Raw genomic sequence first — 18,524 nt, forward strand, 5'->3', positions numbered from 1 at the left:
ATCCACGCATCTGTGCCAGTGTGGCGCGGGCGACAATCAAAGAGATCAGGATGATCTCTTTGATTGCCAGGTTAATAGCCCGCCTCGACCTTCAGGGGCCCGTTGGTCTTGAGGGTCTCCATCGCCACCTGGGTGGCGATGTCCTGGATGCCTTCCATCGGGCTCACGGCCGCGGCGAGGAAGCTGGACAGCGCCCCCAGGCTTTCCACCACCACCTTGAGGATGAAGTCGTGGTTGCCGGTCACGGCATGGCACTCGATGACCTCGTCCCGGGCCACCAGAGCCGCGACGGCCTCGCGGGGGCTGCGCATCCGCCGCTTGTCCACCGACACGAAGATGAAGGCGGTCACCGCCAGTCCCAGCGCCTCCGGGTTCAGCCGCAGCGAGTAGCCCTCGATCACCCCTTCCTGTTCCAGGCGGGCGATGCGTCGCGAGCACTGGCTGGGCGAGAGGCTCACCGTCTCGGAGAGGAGGCCGAGGGTGAGGCGCGCATCGCGTTGCAGGGCGTGCAGGATTCTCAGGTCGAAGCGATCGAGTGAAATCATCCGTCTTTCAATACCGGTTTCGTGCAAATGTTTTGTGAAAAGAGTGGGTGTGGAGCCGGGAAAACGCAACCTCTCCGCATGCCGGTGCCCCTAGAATGATCTCGGTCACTTCTTCATCGGCATGGCCCGGAGACACCAGATGAGCGTATCCCTCGATCACGTGCGCGAACTCGACCGCCAGGATCCCCTGGCCGGCTTCAAGCAACGCTTCGCCCTGCCCGAGGGCGTGCTGTACCTCGACGGCAATTCCCTCGGCGCCCAGCCCAAGCGCGCCCGCGAGGCCGTGTCGGCGACCATGGATCAGTGGCGCGACGAGCTGATCAAGGGCTGGAACCAGGGCTGGTTCGATGCTCCGGAGCGGCTCGGCAACAAGCTGGCGCCGCTGCTGGGCGCCCGCGAGGGCGAGGTGATCGTCACCGACAACATCACCCTGAACATCTTCAAGCTGCTCGGCTACATCACCGGGCAGCGCCGGGATGGCCGTCGGGTGGTGCTCAGCGAGGGCGGCAACTTCCCCACCGACGGCTACATCGCCCAGGGCTACTGCCGCTTCGGCGACTACGAGCATCGCTTCCTGCCCGAGGGCGCCGACCTGGCCGAGCACCTGGACGGCGTGGCCGTGGTCGTGCTCAGCGAGGTGAACTACCGCACCGGGCGCCGTCGGGACATGGCCGCCATCACGCGGCTGGTGCACGCGCATGGCGCCGAGGTCATCTGGGACCTGGCCCACTCGGCGGGCGCCCTGCCGGTGGATCTCAATGGCTGCGACGCCCGCTATGCGGTGGGCTGCACCTACAAGTACCTCAATGGCGGTCCCGGCGCGCCGGCCTTCCTGTACGTCCACCGCGACCACCAGGACGGCGGCTGGCAGCCCCTGTCCGGCTGGCACGGTCATGCCGCGCCCTTCGCCTTCGACGCCGACTACGCCCCGGCGGGCGACATCACGCGCTTCCGCACCGGCACCCACTCGGCGTTGATCTACAGCGCCCTGGAGGCCTCCCTGGACGAATGGGCCGACGTCGACATGGCGGCCCTCCGCGAGAAGAGCCTGGCGATGACCGAGCTGTTCCGCGACTGCCTGGCCGATGTCCTGGAGCGCTTCGGCATCGAGGACATCACCCCGCCGGCGCACGAGCGGGGCAGCCAGGTCGCGCTGATCGACGAGGCTCACGGCTTCGCCATCGTCCAGGCGCTGATCGCCCGGGGGGTGATCGGCGACTACCGCGAGCCGGGCCTGCTGCGCTTCGGCTTCACGCCGCTCTACCTGAGCTTCGAGGACGTCTGGCAGGCGGCCCGCCACTTCCGCGAGGTGCTGGAGAGCGGCGAATACCGCGAGCCGCGCTTCAACGTTCGCTCCGCCGTGACCTGAGCCGGAGGCCGCCATGACCCGCGAGGCGCTGGATCGCGACTACTCCCCGAGCCGCTACGCCCGGGACTTCCAGGCCACCCTGGCGCGCCAGGCCGAGGAGGGGGCGGCGCTGGTCGCTCGGCATCCTCCGCAGCGGCTCACTTGCGGCGACGACCCCGAGGCTTGCCTGGACCTGTTCCTGCCCGACGCGAGCGGGCCCTGGCCGCTGAGGGTGTTCATCCATGGCGGCTACTGGCAGGAACTGGATCATACCGCCACCAACTTCCTGGCCGAGCGCTACCTGGCCCGAGGGATGGCCTTCGCCTCCCTGGGCTATGGCCTGGCCCCCCGGGTGTCCATCGAGACCATGATCGCCCAGTGTCGCGATGGCCTCGAGGCGGTGACCCGCTGGCTGGAGGAGCTGGGCGGCATCGGCCACCTGGTGCTGGGCGGTCACAGCGCCGGGGCCCAGTTGGCCTGCTCGGTGGCGGCCGACGCGGCACCGGTGGCGGGCCGGATCGACGAGCTGCTGCTGGTCAGCGGCGTCTATGACCTGACCCCGCTGGTCGACACCTACGTGAACGAGCCGCTGGGCCTCGACGTGGCCAGGGCCCGCGCGCTGAGCCCGATGCATGACGACCCGTCGGGGTTGCCCCCGCTGCGCCTGCTGGTCGCCGAGCGCGATCCCCCGGCCTTCCGGCGCCAGGCCCGCGACTTCCGGGACGCGGTGACGGCCGCCGGCGGCCGGGCGGTCCTCGAGGACCTGGCGGACTGCGATCACTTCGACATTCTCGACCATCTCTAGGGAAACACTGATTTATTGCTGCGCTCGATATCCTGGCCGCCGGCGGTACTCAACATCCTCATTTACTGCCTTGTAAACTCCGGTGTTTCCGTTCCGGCGGCGACCAGCCTCTCATCGCTCGCGACATAAATCAGCGCTTCCCTAACGACGTATGTCACAACAACCAAGGGGTCCGAGAGGCTCCCTAGGGATCCTATTGCCATGAAAACGCCAAGAGCCCAATTCTCCTCCCGTTTCGGTTTCCTGATGGCGGCGGCCGGTGCCGCCGTCGGCCTGGGCAACGTCTGGAGCTTTCCCTCCATGGCCGCCAACAACGGCGGCGGGGCCTTCCTGCTGCTGTACCTCCTGATGGCCTTCGTGCTGGCCTATCCGGCGCTGATGGCCGAGCTGACCCTGGGCCGCTATGCCCAGAGCGGGGTCATCCAGGCGATGTCCCGGGTCGGCGGAGAGGGCACCGCGGGTCGCCTGGGCGCCGGCATCGGCGGCCTGGCCATCCTCACCGCCTGCCTGGGACAGGCGTTCTATGCCATCGTCACCGGCTGGCTGATCGGCTTCACGATCACGCCGCTGCTCGAGGTGCTGGGGCTCGGCGACTGGGCCACGGCGCTCAACGGCGCCGGCTTCTGGAAGGACTGGGGACTGGCCAGTGCGGCCATGCTGGTGACCGTCGCGGTGGTGCTGGCCGGGGTCAACAAGGGCATCGAGCGCTGGTCCAAGCGCCTGATGCCGCTGCTGATCGTGCTGATGCTGGCGCTGATCGTGGCGGTCATGACCCTGCCCGGCGCCACCCAGGGGCTCGGCGCCTACCTGGTGCCGGACGTGTCCCGCCTGTCCGGCCAGCTGGTGCTGGACGCCATGGGCCAGGCCTTCTTCTCGCTGTCCATCGGCGTGGGCGCCATGGTGATCTACGGCTCCTACCTGAGCCGCGAGGCCAGCCTGCCGAAAACCGGCGCCCAGGTGATGTTCATCGACATGGGCGTGGCCTTCATCGCCGGCCTGCTGATCGTGCCCTCGATGTTCGTGGCCGACGAGCTGGGCGTGGACATCTTCAATGCCGCGGGCGAGCTGCAGAGCTCCTCCACCCTGCTGTTCGACGTCATGCCGGCGATGTTCGCCCAGCTCGGTGGCATGGGCTCCGGCCTGGAGATCCTGTTCTTCGCGCTGCTGGCCATCGCCGCCCTGACCTCCATGTTCCCGGTGCTCGAGGTGCCCGTCGCCACCCTGGCGGAGACCGGCCGGGTCTCGCGCGGCTGGGCGACCCTGCTGATGGGCGGGGGGATCTTCGCCATCTCCACGCTGATCCTGATGCACTTCGAGGTGCTCTTCGGCCTGGCCATCGAGGTCACCATCACCTACAACATGCCGCTGATCGGCGCCCTGGTCTGCCTCTACGTGGGCTGGCTGCTGTCGCGCAACGCCAAGCTCCAGGAACTGCGCCAGGGCGCGCCGGAGATCGAGAACACCCTGTTCTGGAAGCTGTGGCCCTGGTACATCCGTTTCGTCTGCCCGCTGTTGCCGCTGGTGGTGCTGGCCAACAGCCTCTGAGCCCTTGTCCGGGGACTCACCGCCTGCTTGACTGACGGGGGCCGCGCTGTTGCGGCCCTCGTCGTTCATCTGGAGTTCCTGCATGTCGCCACCCCTGACCCTGCACAACCGTCCCCGCCAGGTGATGGACGCCATCACCGCCGCCAATGCCGACCTCGCCGAGGCCGACCGCGCCGCCAAGTACGCCAAGCTGGCCGAGTCGCCGTACCGCTTCTTCCGCGGCACCAACCACCTGTACTGGGACGATGTGTGGCACGACTGGCGGGTCGCCCTCTACGGCGGGGTGCCGGAGACCCAGACCTGGCTGCAGGGCGATGCCCATGCCTACAACTTTGGTGCCTACGGCCATCACGACGATGCGGTGCGCTACGGCATGGACGACTTCGACGATGCCCTGGTCGGCGACTACCAGTACGACCTCTGGCGGCTGGCCATCAGCCTGGTGCTGGACGCCCGGGAGAACGCCGGGCTGTCCCGCAAGGGCATCCGCAAGGCGCTGGCTGCCCTGATCGAGGCCTACGCGGACGAGCTGGCCGCTCACGACCAGGGGCAGACACCCGAGGCCGTGACGCTGGAGACCGCCAAGGGGCCGCTGGCGCCCTTCCTCGAGAAGGTGGCCGCCAAGCGCAGCCGGGCGAAGATGCTCGACAAGTGGACCACCCTCGGCGAGGAGGGCCGGGCCTTCGCCGAGCGGCCCGACAGGTTGGCGCGGCTGCCGGCCCACCTGGCCAGCCAGCTGCGCAAGGCCATCGAGGGCGAGTATCGCCGGACGCTGCGTGGAGCTCGGGCGGAGGCCGAGGCGGATCACTTCCGGGTCAAGGACATGGCGCGCCGCCTGGATGCCGGCACGGGCTCGCTGGGCCTCGAGCGCTACTACGTGCTGATCGAGGGCGGGCGTGACCACGAGCACGACGACGTCATCCTCGATATCAAGCAGCAGACCCCGCCGGAGGCCTGGCGACTCATGAACGCCGCCGAGAAGCGCGCCTGGCGCCGCGTCTTCCCCCACGAGGGGGCCCGGCACGCCGCCGCCTTCGGCGCCATCGCCGAGCATCCCGACGTCTACCTGGGCTGGCTGCACCTGGGCGAGACGGTGTTCTCGGTGCGCGAGCGGTCGCCCTTCAAGGAGGACTTCCCCACCCACAAGCTCGACGGCGCCAAGCCCTATCGCAAGCTGGCCAGGCAGTGGGGGCGCATCCTGGCCCGGGAACACCTGCGCGGCGCCCGGGCGATGCACCCCGACGATCCGGGCCGCTTCGCCCGCGCCGTCGCCGACCGCATCGAGGGACGCCGGGAGCCCTTCGTGGCCATGGTCTCGACCCTGGCGCTGAGCTACGCCGATTGCGTGCGCCAGGACTATCACACCTTCCTCGAGTCGATGTCGTAGCGGTGTTCGTTCATCTCCTAGACTGACAGCAGGACGGCCGCTCCGGGGAGTGGACGGAGATGGGTGCGATCATCGACCGCGACGCCTTCACGGCGTCGGACTACCAGCGCTTCGGCAAGCGCCTTCGGGACAGTCTCGACCTGCTCGCCGAGCTGCTCCGCCAGCCGGGGTTCGGCACCGGGATGCCCAGCATCGGTGCCGAGCTGGAGGCCTACCTCATCGACGACCGGGACCGGGTCGCTCCCCTCAACCAGGCCCTGGTCGACACCCTCCAGGATCCCCAGCTGCAGCTGGAGCTCAACCGGTTCAACATCGAATACAACCTGGCGCCGCTCCCGCTCTCGGGCATGCCGCTGCATGCCCTGGAGCGCCAGCTGTGCCAGGCCCTGGGCCGCCTCGAGGAGGCCGCGGCCGCTCACCGGGCGCACGTGGTGCCGATCGGCATCCTGCCCACCCTGCGGCGCGCCGATCTGGGCGAGCATGCGATGAGCGACCTGCCCCGCTATCGCGCCCTGGAGCGCGCCCTCAAACGGATGCGCGGCGAGGATTTCAGCGTCGAGATCCATGGCGAGGACAGCGTCCGGGTCTCCAGCGCCCATGTGGTGCTGGAGGGCGCCAACACCTCCTTCCAGCTTCACCTGCGCGTCCCGCCCGATCGCTACGCCGATACCTTCAACACCGTCCAGCTGGTCACGCCCCTGGTGCTGGCGTTGTCCGCCAACTCGCCCGTCTTCCTGCAGCGGCTGCTGTGGGACGAGACCCGCATCGCCCTGTTCAAGCAGGCGGTCGACTGCCGGATGCGCGGCGCCGACCGCTGGCGGCAGCCGTCACGGGTGACCTTCGGCCAGGGCTGGGTGCGCCAGGGCGCCTGGGAGCTGTTCGCCGAGGCGGTGGCGCTCTACCCGCCGATCCTGCCCCTGATGGCCGATGCCTGGCCGGAGGACGCGCCGTCCGGCACCACGGCGCCGGGACTGGCGGAGCTGCGCCTGCACATGGGCACCGTCTGGCCCTGGAACCGGGCGGTCTACGATCCGGCCGACGGCGGCCACCTGCGGGTGGAGATGCGTGCCCTGCCGTCCGGGCCGACCGCCGTGGACATGGTGGCCAACGCCGCCCTGCTGCTGGGACTGGTGGCCGCCCTGCGCGACGACGTCGCGTCCTGGCTGAGCGCCATGCCGTTCCGCTATGCCGAGTACAACTTCTATCGCGCCGCCCAGTCGGGACTGGACGCCCGGCTGATGTGGCCGCATCGCAAGCATCACCGGCTGGAGGAGGCGCCGGTGGTGGAGCTGCTCGAGCGGCTGATGCCCGAAGCCCAGCGAGGCCTGCGTGCCCTGGGGGTGGTGGATTCGGACTCGACGCCCTACCTGGCGGTGATCGGGCAGCGCCTGGCGGCCCGCACCAGCGGTGCCCGCTGGCAGCGTCGGATGCTGGCGCATTTCGAAGGGCAGGGCCTGTCCCGCGGCAGGGCCTGCCATCGACTGCTCGACGCCTACCGGGCGGCGGCGACCAACCGGCCGGTGGGGCGCTGGCCACAGGAGGGATGAATGGAAGGACTGTCGCTGCCGGTGATCACCGACCCACCGGTCGACCATGGCGAGGTCGAGTCCTGGCTCCAGGCCCTGGGCGGGCCCGTCTGGCTCGTCCTGGAGGGCGCGGACGACCGGCGCTGCCGGGCGGTCACTACCCTGCTGCATGGCAACGAACCCTCGGGCGCCCTGGCGCTGCATCGCTGGCTGGCGGAACGCCCCCGACCCCGCACCCGGCTGGCGGTGCTGCTGGCCAACGTCCGGGGGGCCCTGACGCACCCCGTCTTCTCGCATCGCCATACCCCGGACGATCGCGACCTGAACCGCTGCTTCCGCCCCCCGTACCTGGGTCCGGCCGGCGAGCTCGCCCGGGCCATCATCGAGGATCTCGAGCGCCTGGCGCCGGAGTGCCTCGTCGATGTGCACAACACCTCCGGCAACGGCCCCGCCTTCGCCGTGGCCACCCGTCGACACCCGGTGAGCGAGGCGCTGGCCGGCCGCCTCTGCGATCGGCTGATCGTCACCGACCTGCGGCTGGGTAGCCTGATGGAGCTGCCCGAGCGGGTCCCCCGGCTGGCCGACTGTCCGACCTTCACCCTGGAGTGCGGCGGGGCCCTGCAGCCCGCGGCTCGGGAGGTGGCCGGCGGCCTCTTCCGGCTGCTCGCCGACTGTCCGCACCTCGCGGAGCTGCCGTGCCCCCCGGACCTGGAAGTCCTGGTGCATCCGCTGCGGGTGGAACTGCGACCCGGTGCCGTCGTCGTCTACGACCGGGCCCCGCATCCCGACGCCGACCTGACGCTGTGGGCCCGCATCGACGAGCACAACCGCGGCGTGACCTCGCCGCGGGCCTGCCTCGGCTGGCTGGGGCGCGATGGCCTGGCCTGCCTGGAGGCGCGGGACGGGCGGGGCGTGGACCGGCTCCGGGAGCTCTTCTGCGCCCGGGAGGGCCGGCTGCATGCCCGCCGCCCGCTGCGCCTGTTCATGGCGACCACCAACAGCGAGATCGCCCGCAGCGACTGTCTGTTCTATGTCGTGCCATCCGGCTAGCCGGTGGCGGCGGGCGGGTCCCCCCGGGGCGCTTGGCCTACGCTGATAGCAAGCCGTCGACCCGGTGGCGCGGGCGGGATGACTGGCGGCCATCACCTCACCGATGACGAGAGGGTCCGATCATGCAGGATTCCCCGGTGCAGCTGCTGCTGGTCGAGGACAACCCCATGCATCGCAAGCTGATCCAGAAGCTGCTGGCCAGCGATCCCCAGCTCCAGTGCGACGTCGAGGCCGTGGACAACCTGGCCGACGGCCTGACGCGGCTGGTCAAGGGCGGCGTGGATCTGGTGCTGCTCGACCTGGTGCTGCCCGACAGCGAGGAGCTCGAGACCCTGTTCCGGGTGCGCCTGGTGGCGCCCCAGGTCCCGGTGGTGGTGCTGACCAGCCTGGACGACGTCAAGCTGGCGGCCCGGGCCGTGGAGTCCGGGGCCTACGACTACCTGGTCAAGTCCCACCTCAAGAGCGTGGCGCTCGGCCGGGCGATTCGCTACACCCTGTCGCGGGCCCGGGCCCGGGGGGGCGAGTGGGACTCGCCGATGTTCCGCCTGGCGCAGCAGCAGTTCCTCAAGGCCGCCCAGTACATGAACCTGGACGACAACATCCGCCAGCGCCTGCTCTTTCCCCAGCGTACCCAGATGGTCAGCTTCCCCTTCTTCCGCGACGACCGCACCCAGGTGGAGACGGTGTTCGGGTACCGGGTCCAGCACCTGCTCTCGATGGGGCCCACCAAGGGCGGCATCCGCTATCACGAGGAGGTCGACCTTGGCGAGGTGGCGGCCCTGGCGATGTGGATGACCTGGAAGTGCGCCCTGATGAAACTGCCCTTCGGCGGCGCCAAGGGCGGCGTGCGGGTCGACCCGACCACGCTCAGCGACCGGGAGCTGCAACGCCTCACGCGGCGCTACACCACCGAGATCATCGACATCATCGGCCCCGACAAGGACATCCCGGCCCCGGACCTGGGCACCGACGAGCGGGTCATGGCCTGGCTCATGGACACCTACAGCCAGCAGGTCGGTCACTCGGTGCCCGCCGTGGTCACCGGCAAGCCGGTGGTGCTGGGCGGCTCCCTCGGCCGCAAGGAGGCCACCGGCCGCGGCCTGGTCTACCTGATCCAGGCCTCGGCCCGGCACCTGGGGATGCAACTCGACGGGGCCACCGCGGTGGTGCAGGGCTTCGGCAATGTCGGCAGCCATGCGGCCCACTTCCTCGCCGAACTCGGTGTCAGGATCATCGGGGTCAGCGATGTCTCCACCGGGCTCCACGCCCCCGAAGGCCTCTCCGTTGAGGACCTGCTCGAGTATCAGGCGGAGCACCGCATCCTGGAGGGCTATCCGGCGGCGGAAGCCATCGGCAACGCCGACCTGCTGGAGCTCGACTGCGATATCCTGGTGCTGGCCGCCCTGCAGAACCAGGTCACGGTGGAGAACGCCGGCCGCCTCGAGTGCCGGCTGCTGGCGGAGGGGGCCAACGGACCGACGACCCTGGAGGCCGACGACATCCTCCAGGAGCGAGGCATCTTCGTGCTGCCCGATATCCTGGGCAATGCCGGGGGGGTCACGGTGTCCTACTTCGAGTGGGTCCAGGGCATGCAGAACCTGATGTGGTCCCTCGACGAGATCCACGGCCGCCTGCAGGCGATCCTGCTGGATGCCTTCCAGCGCACCCTGTCGCGTGCCGAGGCGCAGCATCTCGACATGCGCACCGCGGCGCTGATCGAGGGCGTCAGCCGGGTCACCGAGGCCAAGCTGCTACGTGGGGTCTTCCCCTGAGGCGAGATGAGCGCCGATTCGCGGCGTAGCGAGGACACGATGGGGGAGCTGAGGGATCCCGCCGCCTTCCTGCGGCTGATTCAGGCCATCACCCGGGCCGCCAACGAGGCGACCTGCGTCGATGACGCGATCCGCGTCGCCCTGCGGGAGGTGTGCCGCGCCACGGACTGGCGCCTCGGGCACGCCTGGTACCTCGCCGCCCCCTCGACGGGCGAGCTGGTCTCGACCCGGATCTGGTACCCCGACGATACCGCGACCTTCCCGGTCTTCCGGCGCCTCACCGAGGAGACGCCCTGGCATGCCACCACCCGGGGGCTGGTCGAGCGCGTCCAGGCCCTCGGCGAGCCGGCCTGGATAGAGGACGTGTTTCAGGATGCCGACTTCTGGCGCTCTCACCAGGAGGCGGCGATCGAGGTGCGGGCCGGGGCCGCCTTTCCCGTCCTGATCGGCACCGAGGTCGTCGCCGTCCTGGAGTTCTTCTCGGATCGGGTCATGGCGCGCGACGAGGCCCTGATGGAGGTGATGGCCCAGACCGGCACCCAGCTGGGCCGGGTGATCGAGCGGGAACGGGCCGATCGCGCCCTGAGCGAGAGCGAACGCCGCCTGGCCACCCTGATGGCCAACCTGCCGGGCATGGCCTATCGCGGGTCGAACGAACCCGACTGGCCGATGGCCTTCCTCAGCGAGGGCTGCCGGGCACTGACCGGCTACGCTCCGGAGGCATTGATCGCGGGGCATCCCCATTATGCCGAGCTGGTCCATCCGGAGGATCGCGCCCCGCTCTGGCGGGCCGTCCAGGAGGCCCTCACGGCCCGTCGCCCCTTCCGGGTCGAGTACCGGATCCAACCCCGGGAGGGCGAGGAGAAGTGGGTTTGGGAACAGGGCTGCGGCGTGTTCGACGAGGCCGGCGAGCTCCAGGCCATCGAGGGCTTCATCAGCGACATCACCGAGCAGCGCCAGGCCCAGCAGGCCCTGGCCGCCCAGGTGGAGGCCACCCAGGCCGAGCGGGCGCGTGCCGAGGCGGCCCATGAGCGGCTCAGCGAGGCCCTGGAGGCGATCTCCGAGGGATTCACCCTCTACGACGCCAACGACGACCTGGTGGCCTTCAACACCAAGTTCCGCGACGACTTCTCCGGCGTGCCGGAGATGATCGAGCCGGGCATGCACTACGAGGACCTGATCCGCACCGTGGCGAGCGAGGGGATCATCGACATCGGCGACAAGACGGTGGACGAGTGGGTCGCCTGGCGGCTGGAGCATCGCCGGCATCCCGGCGCGCCGCTCAAGATCCGCCGCCGGGACGACCTGTGGATGCGGGTCAGCGAGCATCGCACCCGCCAGGGGGGCGTGGCGGCCATCTACACCGACATCACCGAGCTGGAGCAGAACCGCGAGCGCCTGGAGAAGCAGGTCGCGCTCACCGAACAGGCCCAGGCCCGGGCCGAGGCGGCCCATCAACGGCTCACCGAGGCCCTGGAAGCGATCCCCGAGGGCTTCACCCTCTACGACGCCGAGGATCGCCTGGTGATGTACAACCGCAAGTTCCGCGACTTCTTCGCGGGCATCCCCGGCATGGTGCACCTGGGCATGTACTACAAGGACCTGGTCCGCAAGGCGGTGGAGCTCGGCATCACCGACACCGGCGACATGACGATGGAGGAGTGGGTGGCCTGGCGCCTCGAGCGCCATCGCAACCCGGGGGAGCCCCTCAGGATTCGCCGCCACGATGACATCCGCCAGCTGGTCAGCGAGCACCGGACCCGGGAAGGCGGGGTGGTCAGCGTCTACATCGACATCAGCGAACTCGAGCGGCAGCAGGAGAGCCTCGAGGAGCAGGTGGCGTTGACCGAACAGGCCCAGGCCCGGGCGGAGGCGGCCCATGCCCAGCTGACCGAGGCCCTGGAGTCCATCGCCGAGGGCTTCGCCCTGTTCGACGCCGAGGATCGGCTGGTGCTCTACAACTCTCGCTTCAAGGAGCATTTCGTCACGCCCGGGGACGTGGTCGAGCCCGGACTGCGCTTCGAGGACCTGCTCAAGGCCGTGGTCGAGCGGGGCATGACGCCACAGGACTACGCCTCCGGGGAGGCATACATCGCCGACCGGCTCGCGCAGCATCGTCATCCGTCCGGGCCCTACCAGTTTACCCGCTTCGACGGGGTCTGCGTGCAGATCAGCGAGCACATCACCCGGGATGGGGACCATGTCGCCGTCTACTCGGACGTCACCGAGCTGGAGCACCATCGCCATCACCTGGAAGAACTGGTCGCCGAGCGCACCGCGGAGTTGCAGGCCACCACTGAGCAGCTCGAGCGCTCCCAGCACGAACTGCGTCGCGCCCGCGACGAGGCGGAGCAGGCCAGCCAGGCCAAGGGCGAGTTCCTGGCCAACATGAGCCACGAGATCCGCACCCCCATGAACGGGGTGATCGGGGTCACCGAACTGCTGGAGCGCACCGAGCTCAGCGAACAGCAGGCGGAGTACGTGGAGCTCATCCACAAGTCCGCCGACACCCTCCTGGGGTTGATCAACAACATCCTCGACTTCTCGAAGATCGAGGCGGGGCGGCTGGAGCTGGAGGCCGCCCCTTTCCACCTTCGCGACACCCTGAGCGATACCCTCCAGACCCTGTCGCTGCATGCCGCCGACAAGGGGCTGGAGCTGGCCGTGCACATCCCGCCGGGGATTCCCGACCGGGTGCTCGGCGATCCGATCCGCCTGCGTCAGGTGATCGTCAACCTGGTCGGCAATGCCATCAAGTTCACCGAGCAGGGTGAGGTGGTCGTCGACCTCCGGCTGGTCTCCCTCGACGAGGAACACGCACGGCTGGCCTTCGAGATCCTGGACACCGGGATCGGCATTCCCGAGGAAAAGCGCCGCCGCATCTTCGAGGCCTTCGGCCAGGCCGACACCTCCACCACGCGCCAGAGCGGGGGAACGGGCCTGGGACTGTCGATCGCCGCCCAACTGGTGGAGATGATGGGCGGACGCATCGACGTCGGGGCCGGGCCGGGCGGCCAGGGCAGCCGCTTCGCCTTCACCATCGCCCTGGGGATTCCCGAGGATGGCCTGGAGGCCCCGGCCTCGCCCCCGGGGCTGCAGGGACTGCGGGTGCTGGTGGTGGACGACAACGCCACCAACCGGCGGATCCTCGACGAGATCCTCACCAGCTGGGGCATGCATCCGGAGTGCGTGGCCGGCGGCCGCGAGGCCCTGGAGACGATCGAGCGGGCGGAGGAGGAAGGCGAGCGTTTCCCCCTGGCCCTGCTCGACATGATGATGCCGCGAATGGACGGTCTCGAACTGGCCGAGCGCATCCGGGCGCATCCCCCCCATGCCGCCATGCCCATCCTGATGCTGTCCTCGGGCGGGCGCTCCGGGGACCTGGCCCGCCGCCGGCAACTGGGCGTCTCGCGCCTGCTGCTCAAGCCCGTCAAGCAATCGGCCCTGCTCGATGCCATCGGGGAGGCCCTCGGCGGTGATGCCGTGGGCGGGGGCAGGGCGACCGCCTCCCCGAGTGCGGTGACGCCCCGCTGCGTGCTGCTGGTCGAGGATGGGCTCACCAACCAGAAGGTTGCCTCCGACCTGTTGCGGCAACGGGGGCACGAGGTGGTCCTGGCGGAGAACGGCCGCGAGGCCGTCGAGGCGGTCGAGCGCCGGGACTTCGATGTGGTGTTGATGGACATCCATATGCCGGTGATGGATGGCCTGGAGGCCTCCCGGACGATCCGCGAGGCGGAGGCGGGAACGGGCCACCGCCTGCCGATCGTCGCCATGACCGCCAGTGCCACCAAGGAGGATCGCGAGCATTGCCTGGAGGCCGGCATGGACGATTTCGTCTCCAAGCCCTTCCGGGCCTCCGAGCTCTATGCGGCGGTGGAGCGGGCCGAGGAAGGGGCTCTCCCGTCGGCCGTCGCATCATCCCCGGAGGAGGCGCCGCCCGTGGACGTGCCGAGTCAAGACCGAGGCACGACGCCGTGCCTGGACTGGCAGGCCGCTCTGGACGCCCTGGACGGCAATCGCGAGCTGCTCGACGAGATGGTCGAGATGTTCCTGGAGGAGGCGCCACGGCTGATGACGGAGATCGACGCCGCCCTGGCCGCCGGCGAGGCCCGCGACCTGCGGCGTGCCGCCCATACCCTCAAGGGCTCGGCCCGGGTGGTGGGCGGCCTGGCGGCGGGGGAGGCTGCCCAGCATCTCGAGGCCCTGGCCAAGGCCGGCGACCTGGCCCGTGCCGGCGAGGCCCGGGACACCCTGGCGGAGCGCCTGGACGAGCTGACCCCGGCGCTGGAGGCGGCCCGCCGCGGCGAGCAGGAATGAGCGACCAGGGCAATCGCCGTTGGGGCTGGCGAGGGGCGCCGGGGACAGGTCGTAGAGGGGGTCCTACGCCAAGGGTGAGGAGCACTGCTCCGAACGGGCTGGCCAGGGATGGCCAGCACTGGTCCTGCAAGCGAAGCAGGGAGCGAGAGCGCCGCAGGGCGTCGGTAGCGCCCAGGGAGGGGTTCACAGCGCCCCCTCGCAGACCTGTCGTCGGATTAGCCCCGAGCGACAACGCTCACGGTGAGCAGGAATGAGCGATGGGGGAATGTTGGCCGCCGTTGCCTGTCCCTGTAGGGTAGGCGAGCCCGACCACAGGAGGCGCCATGTTTCCCACCTTCACCCTGCGCTACGCCCGCTTCCCGGACCGGCTGCGAGCCGAGTGCCTGCCGACGCCGGTCGAGCATCCTCGGCTGGTGGCCTTCAACCGGCCCCTGGCCGCCGAGCTCGGCTTCGACCTCGAGGCCTTCGAGGCCGACCACGCCGCCGAGGTGCTCGCCGGCAATGCCGTGCCCGAGGGGGCCGACCCCGTCGCCATGGCCTATGCCGGCCACCAGTTCGGCACCTTCGTGCCCCAGCTCGGTGACGGGCGGGCTCTGCTGCTGGGCGAGGTGATCGACCGTCAGGGTCGGGTGCGCGACCTCCAGCTCAAGGGCTCGGGGCGTACCCCCTTCTCCCGGGGCGGCGACGGCCGTGCGCCGCTGGGGCCGGTGCTGCGCGAGTACCTGATCAGCGAGGCCATGCACGCCCTGGGCATCCCCACCACCCGGGCCCTGGCCGCGGTGACCACCGGCGAGCGGGTCTTCCGCCGGATTCCCGAGCCCGGGGCCGTGCTGACCCGGGTGGCCGCCAGCCACCTGCGGGTGGGGACCTTCCAGTACTTCGCCGCTCGCCGCGACACGGAAGCGCTCCGGCTGCTGGCCGAGGAGGCCATCGAGCGCCACTACCCGGCACTCGCCGGCCACGAGGGAGGTGAGCGCTACCTGGGGCTGCTCGAGGCGGTGGTGGGGCGCCAGGCTGAGCTGGTGGCGCGCTGGATGGGGGTCGGCTTCATCCACGGGGTGATGAACACCGACAACACGGCGATCTCCGGCGAGACCATCGACTACGGCCCCTGCGCCTTCATGGACGCCTTCGACCCGCGCACGGTGTTCAGTTCCATCGACGAGCGCGGCCGCTATGCCTACGTCAACCAGCCGGTCATCGCCCAGTGGAACCTGGCCCGCTTCGCCGAGACCCTGCTGGGGCTGATCGACGACGACACCGAGCGCGCCATCGAGCAGGCGACCCCGCTGATCGAGGGCTTCACCGAGCGTTTCGAGGCCGAGTGGCGGGGCGTGATGCGTGCCAAGCTGGGGCTGGCGGTCGAGGCGCCAGGCGACGGCGCGCTCGCCCAGGGGCTGCTGGATGCCATGCAGGCCGGCCGCGCCGACTTCACCCTGGCCTTCCGCCGGTTGGCCGACGTCCTGGAAGGCCCGGAGGACGAGGCCCGGCTGGCCGAGCTCTTCGATGACCGCGAGGCCCTGGATGCCTGGCTGCCCCGCTGGCGGGAGCGGCTCTCCAGGGAGAGCGTCGATGCCACCGGGCTGGCGCGCCGCCTGCGCGCCGCCAATCCGGCGGTGATTCCCCGCAACCACCGGGTGGAGCAGGCCCTGGCGGCGGCCGCCGAGCATGACGACTTCGGGCCCTTCGAGGCCCTGCTGGCGGCGTTGACCCGGCCCTTCGAGGAACCCGCCGGCGAGGTCGACTACATGCGCCCGCCACGGGACGGCGAGAAGGTGCTGCGGACCTTCTGCGGCACCTGAGGGGCCGGCAGGCTCCCGCTCGGGCCTTGCCGCCCACCCAAGGAAGACGCCCGGGCTTGCCCGGGCGTCTCGCTTCGTGCGTCGGACCCGTCGAGTCCGACCCATGCCGCGATCACTGCTGCAGCTTCTCCACGTCGAAGCGGTCGGCGTTCATCACCTTGGTCCAGGCCTTCACGAAGTCCTGGACGAACTTCTCCCGGTTGTCGTCCTGGGCGTACACCTCGGCGTAGGAGCGCAGGATGGAGTTGGAGCCGAACACCAGGTCGATGCGGTTGGCGGTCCACTTCACCGCGTCGGTCCTGCGGTCCCGAACCTCGTAGCGGTCGTTGCCCACCGGCTTCCAGGCGTTGCCCATGTCGGTCAGGTTGACGAAGAAGTCGTTGGTCAACTGGCCCTCCCGGTCGGTGAACACGCCGTGGCGGGTGCCGCCGTGGTTGGTGCCCAGCACCCGCATGCCGCCGATCAGCACGGTCATCTCGGGAGCGGTCAGGCCCATCAGCTGGGCGCGGTCGAGCAGCAGCTCCTCCGGCTTGACCACGTAATCCTGCTTCTGCCAGTTGCGGAAGCCATCGGCCAGCGGCTCCAGGTACTGGAAGGAGTCGGCATCGGTCATGGCGTCGGTGGCGTCGCCGCGCCCCGGGAGGAAGGGCACCAGGATGTCGTGGCCGGCGGCCTTCGCGGCTCGTTCGATGCCCACGCTGCCGCCGAGCACGATGAGGTCGGCCACGCTGGCGCCGGTCTCGGCGGCGATCCGCTCGTACACCGCCAGCACCCTGGCGAGCCGCTCGGGCTCATTGCCTTCCCAGTCCTTCTGCGGGGCCAGGCGGATACGCGCGCCGTTGGCGCCGCCGCGCATGTCGGAGCCGCGGAAGGTGCGGGCACTGTCCCAGGCGGTGGCGACCATCTCGCCGATGGAGAGGTCGCTCTCGGCGATCTTCCGCTTGGCCACCTCGATGGAGTAGTCGGTGCTGCCGGCCGGCACCGGGTCCTGCCAGATCAGGTCCTCGTCCGGCACTTCCGGGCCGATGTAGCGCGACTTCGGCCCCATGTCGCGGTGGGTCAGCTTGAACCAGGCGCGAGCAAAGCAGTCCTTGAAGTAATCGGGATCCTTCATGAACTTCTCGCAGTAGGCCCGGTAGGACGGGTCCATCTTCATCGCCATGTCCGCATCGGTCATCATCGGGTTATGGCGAATGGAGGGGTCGGTGGGGTCGACCGGCTTGTCCTCCTCCTTGATGTCGACGGGCTCCCACTGATTGGCGCCGGCAGGGCTCTTCTTGAGCTCCCACTCATGGCCGAACAGCATCTCGAAGTAGCCCATGTCGAACTTCGTCGGCTCCCGGGTCCAGGCCCCTTCGAGGCCGGAGGTCACCGCATTGGCGGCCTTGCCCTGCATGTTGGGATTGAGCCAGCCGAAGCCCTGTGCCTCGACATCGGCCCCTTCCGGCTCCGGCCCGAGAGCCTCGGCGTCGCCGTTGCCATGGGTCTTGCCGACGGTATGGCCGCCGGCGGTCAGCGCCGCGGTCTCCTCGTCGTTCATGGCCATGCGCTTGAAGGTCTCGCGAACCTGCTCGGCGCTCTTGAGCGGGTCGGGGTTGCCGTTGACGCCCTCGGGGTTCACGTAGATCAGGCCCATCTGCACCGCGGCCAGCGGGTTCTCCATGGTGTCGGGCTTGTCGACGTTCTCGTAGCGAGTGTCCGAGGGCGCCAGCCATTCCTTCTCGGCGCCCCAGTAGATGTCCTTCTCGGGGTGCCAGATGTCCTCGCGGCCGAAGGAGAAGCCGAAGGTCTTGAAGCCCATGGACTCGTAGGCCACGTTGCCGGCCAGGATGAACAGATCGGCCCAGCTGAGCTTGTTGCCGTACTTCTGCTTGATCGGCCACAGCAGGCGACGCGCCTTGTCCAGGTTACCGTTGTCCGGCCAGGAATTGATGGGAGCGAAGCGCTGGTTGCCGGTGCCGGCGCCGCCGCGGCCGTCGGCGATGCGATAGGTCCCGGCCGCGTGCCAGGCCATGCGGATCATCAGGCCGCCGTAATGACCCCAGTCGGCCGGCCACCACTCCTGGCTGTCGGTCATCAGGGCCTGCAGGTCCTGCTTGAGGGCGTCGAAGTCGAGCTTCCTGACCTCCTGGCGATAGTCGAAATCCTCGCCCATCGGGTCGGTCTTGCGATCGTGCTGGTGGAGGATGTCGAGGTTCAATGCCTCCGGCCACCACTCCAGGTTGGAGTGGCCCGTGGCGGTGCTGCCCCCATGCATGATCGGGCATTTACCCGCGCTGCTTTGCTGGTCGCTCATCGCTGTCTCCACTCCTTCTCGTCATGGCCACCCAAGCGGTGCCTCACTAGTCATAGATGAGAAAGGCCGGCTCCGACAGCGTGTTCGATCAATCTGCGTCGATCGGTCATCGGTGGCGGCCTTCTCGCGTC

Annotated in this window: 11 protein-coding genes; 9 read left to right on the forward strand and 2 right to left on the reverse strand. The window is 69.5% G+C overall.

Features of this window, described 5'->3' with window-relative positions:
• Positions 1-71: 71 nt before the first annotated feature.
• Positions 72-545 carry an Lrp/AsnC family transcriptional regulator gene (locus BEI_RS02940; RefSeq protein ID WP_097788104.1) on the reverse strand — a complete coding sequence of 158 codons (474 nt, stop codon included), beginning with the start codon at positions 543-545 and terminating at the stop codon, positions 72-74.
• Between the two features lie 139 nt (positions 546-684).
• On the opposite strand from BEI_RS02940, the gene kynU reads away from it, so the two are divergent.
• The 9 genes from kynU (at position 685) to BEI_RS02985 (ending at position 16,097) form a co-directional block, all read left to right on the forward strand.
• The gene (gene kynU / locus BEI_RS02945; RefSeq protein ID WP_097788105.1) at positions 685-1,914 is read left to right on the forward strand and encodes a kynureninase; all 1,230 of its coding nucleotides are present in this window, start codon (positions 685-687) and stop codon (positions 1,912-1,914) included.
• Between the two features lie 13 nt (positions 1,915-1,927).
• Positions 1,928-2,698: an alpha/beta hydrolase gene (locus tag BEI_RS02950; protein WP_097788106.1), complete on the forward strand. Its 771-nt coding sequence runs from the start codon at positions 1,928-1,930 to the stop codon at positions 2,696-2,698.
• Positions 2,699-2,899: 201 nt separating this feature from the next.
• Positions 2,900-4,243: a sodium-dependent transporter gene (locus tag BEI_RS02955; protein WP_097788107.1), complete on the forward strand. Its 1,344-nt coding sequence runs from the start codon at positions 2,900-2,902 to the stop codon at positions 4,241-4,243.
• An 82-nt stretch (positions 4,244-4,325) separates the two neighbouring features.
• Positions 4,326-5,630 (forward strand): DUF2252 domain-containing protein, encoded by a 1,305-nt coding sequence (locus BEI_RS02960; RefSeq protein WP_097788108.1) that lies wholly within the window; start codon positions 4,326-4,328, stop codon positions 5,628-5,630.
• Between the two features lie 59 nt (positions 5,631-5,689).
• Complete coding sequence (locus BEI_RS02965; protein WP_097788109.1) at positions 5,690-7,177, forward strand: glutamate-cysteine ligase family protein; 1,488 nt, start codon at positions 5,690-5,692, stop codon at positions 7,175-7,177.
• The gene (locus BEI_RS02970; protein ID WP_097788110.1) at positions 7,178-8,206 is read left to right on the forward strand and encodes a M14 family metallopeptidase; all 1,029 of its coding nucleotides are present in this window, start codon (positions 7,178-7,180) and stop codon (positions 8,204-8,206) included.
• A 122-nt stretch (positions 8,207-8,328) separates the two neighbouring features.
• A complete protein-coding gene (locus tag BEI_RS02975) occupies positions 8,329-9,978 on the forward strand; it encodes a Glu/Leu/Phe/Val dehydrogenase dimerization domain-containing protein (RefSeq protein WP_097788111.1) in 1,650 nt (549 codons plus the stop codon).
• A gap of 6 nt (positions 9,979-9,984) precedes the next feature.
• Positions 9,985-14,295: a PAS-domain containing protein gene (locus BEI_RS02980; RefSeq protein WP_097788112.1), complete on the forward strand. Its 4,311-nt coding sequence runs from the start codon at positions 9,985-9,987 to the stop codon at positions 14,293-14,295.
• 323 nt (positions 14,296-14,618) lie between these two features.
• The gene (locus BEI_RS02985; RefSeq protein ID WP_097788113.1) at positions 14,619-16,097 is read left to right on the forward strand and encodes a protein adenylyltransferase SelO; all 1,479 of its coding nucleotides are present in this window, start codon (positions 14,619-14,621) and stop codon (positions 16,095-16,097) included.
• Positions 16,098-16,209: 112 nt separating this feature from the next.
• Here BEI_RS02985 and katG read toward each other — a convergent pair whose 3' ends face one another.
• Positions 16,210-18,393 carry a catalase/peroxidase HPI gene (gene katG, locus BEI_RS02990; protein ID WP_097788114.1) on the reverse strand — a complete coding sequence of 728 codons (2,184 nt, stop codon included), beginning with the start codon at positions 18,391-18,393 and terminating at the stop codon, positions 16,210-16,212.
• Positions 18,394-18,524: the final 131 nt, after the last annotated feature.

The sequence above is a fragment of the Halomonas beimenensis genome, assembly GCF_002549795.1.
GTDB lineage: Bacteria > Pseudomonadota > Gammaproteobacteria > Pseudomonadales > Halomonadaceae > Halomonas > Halomonas beimenensis.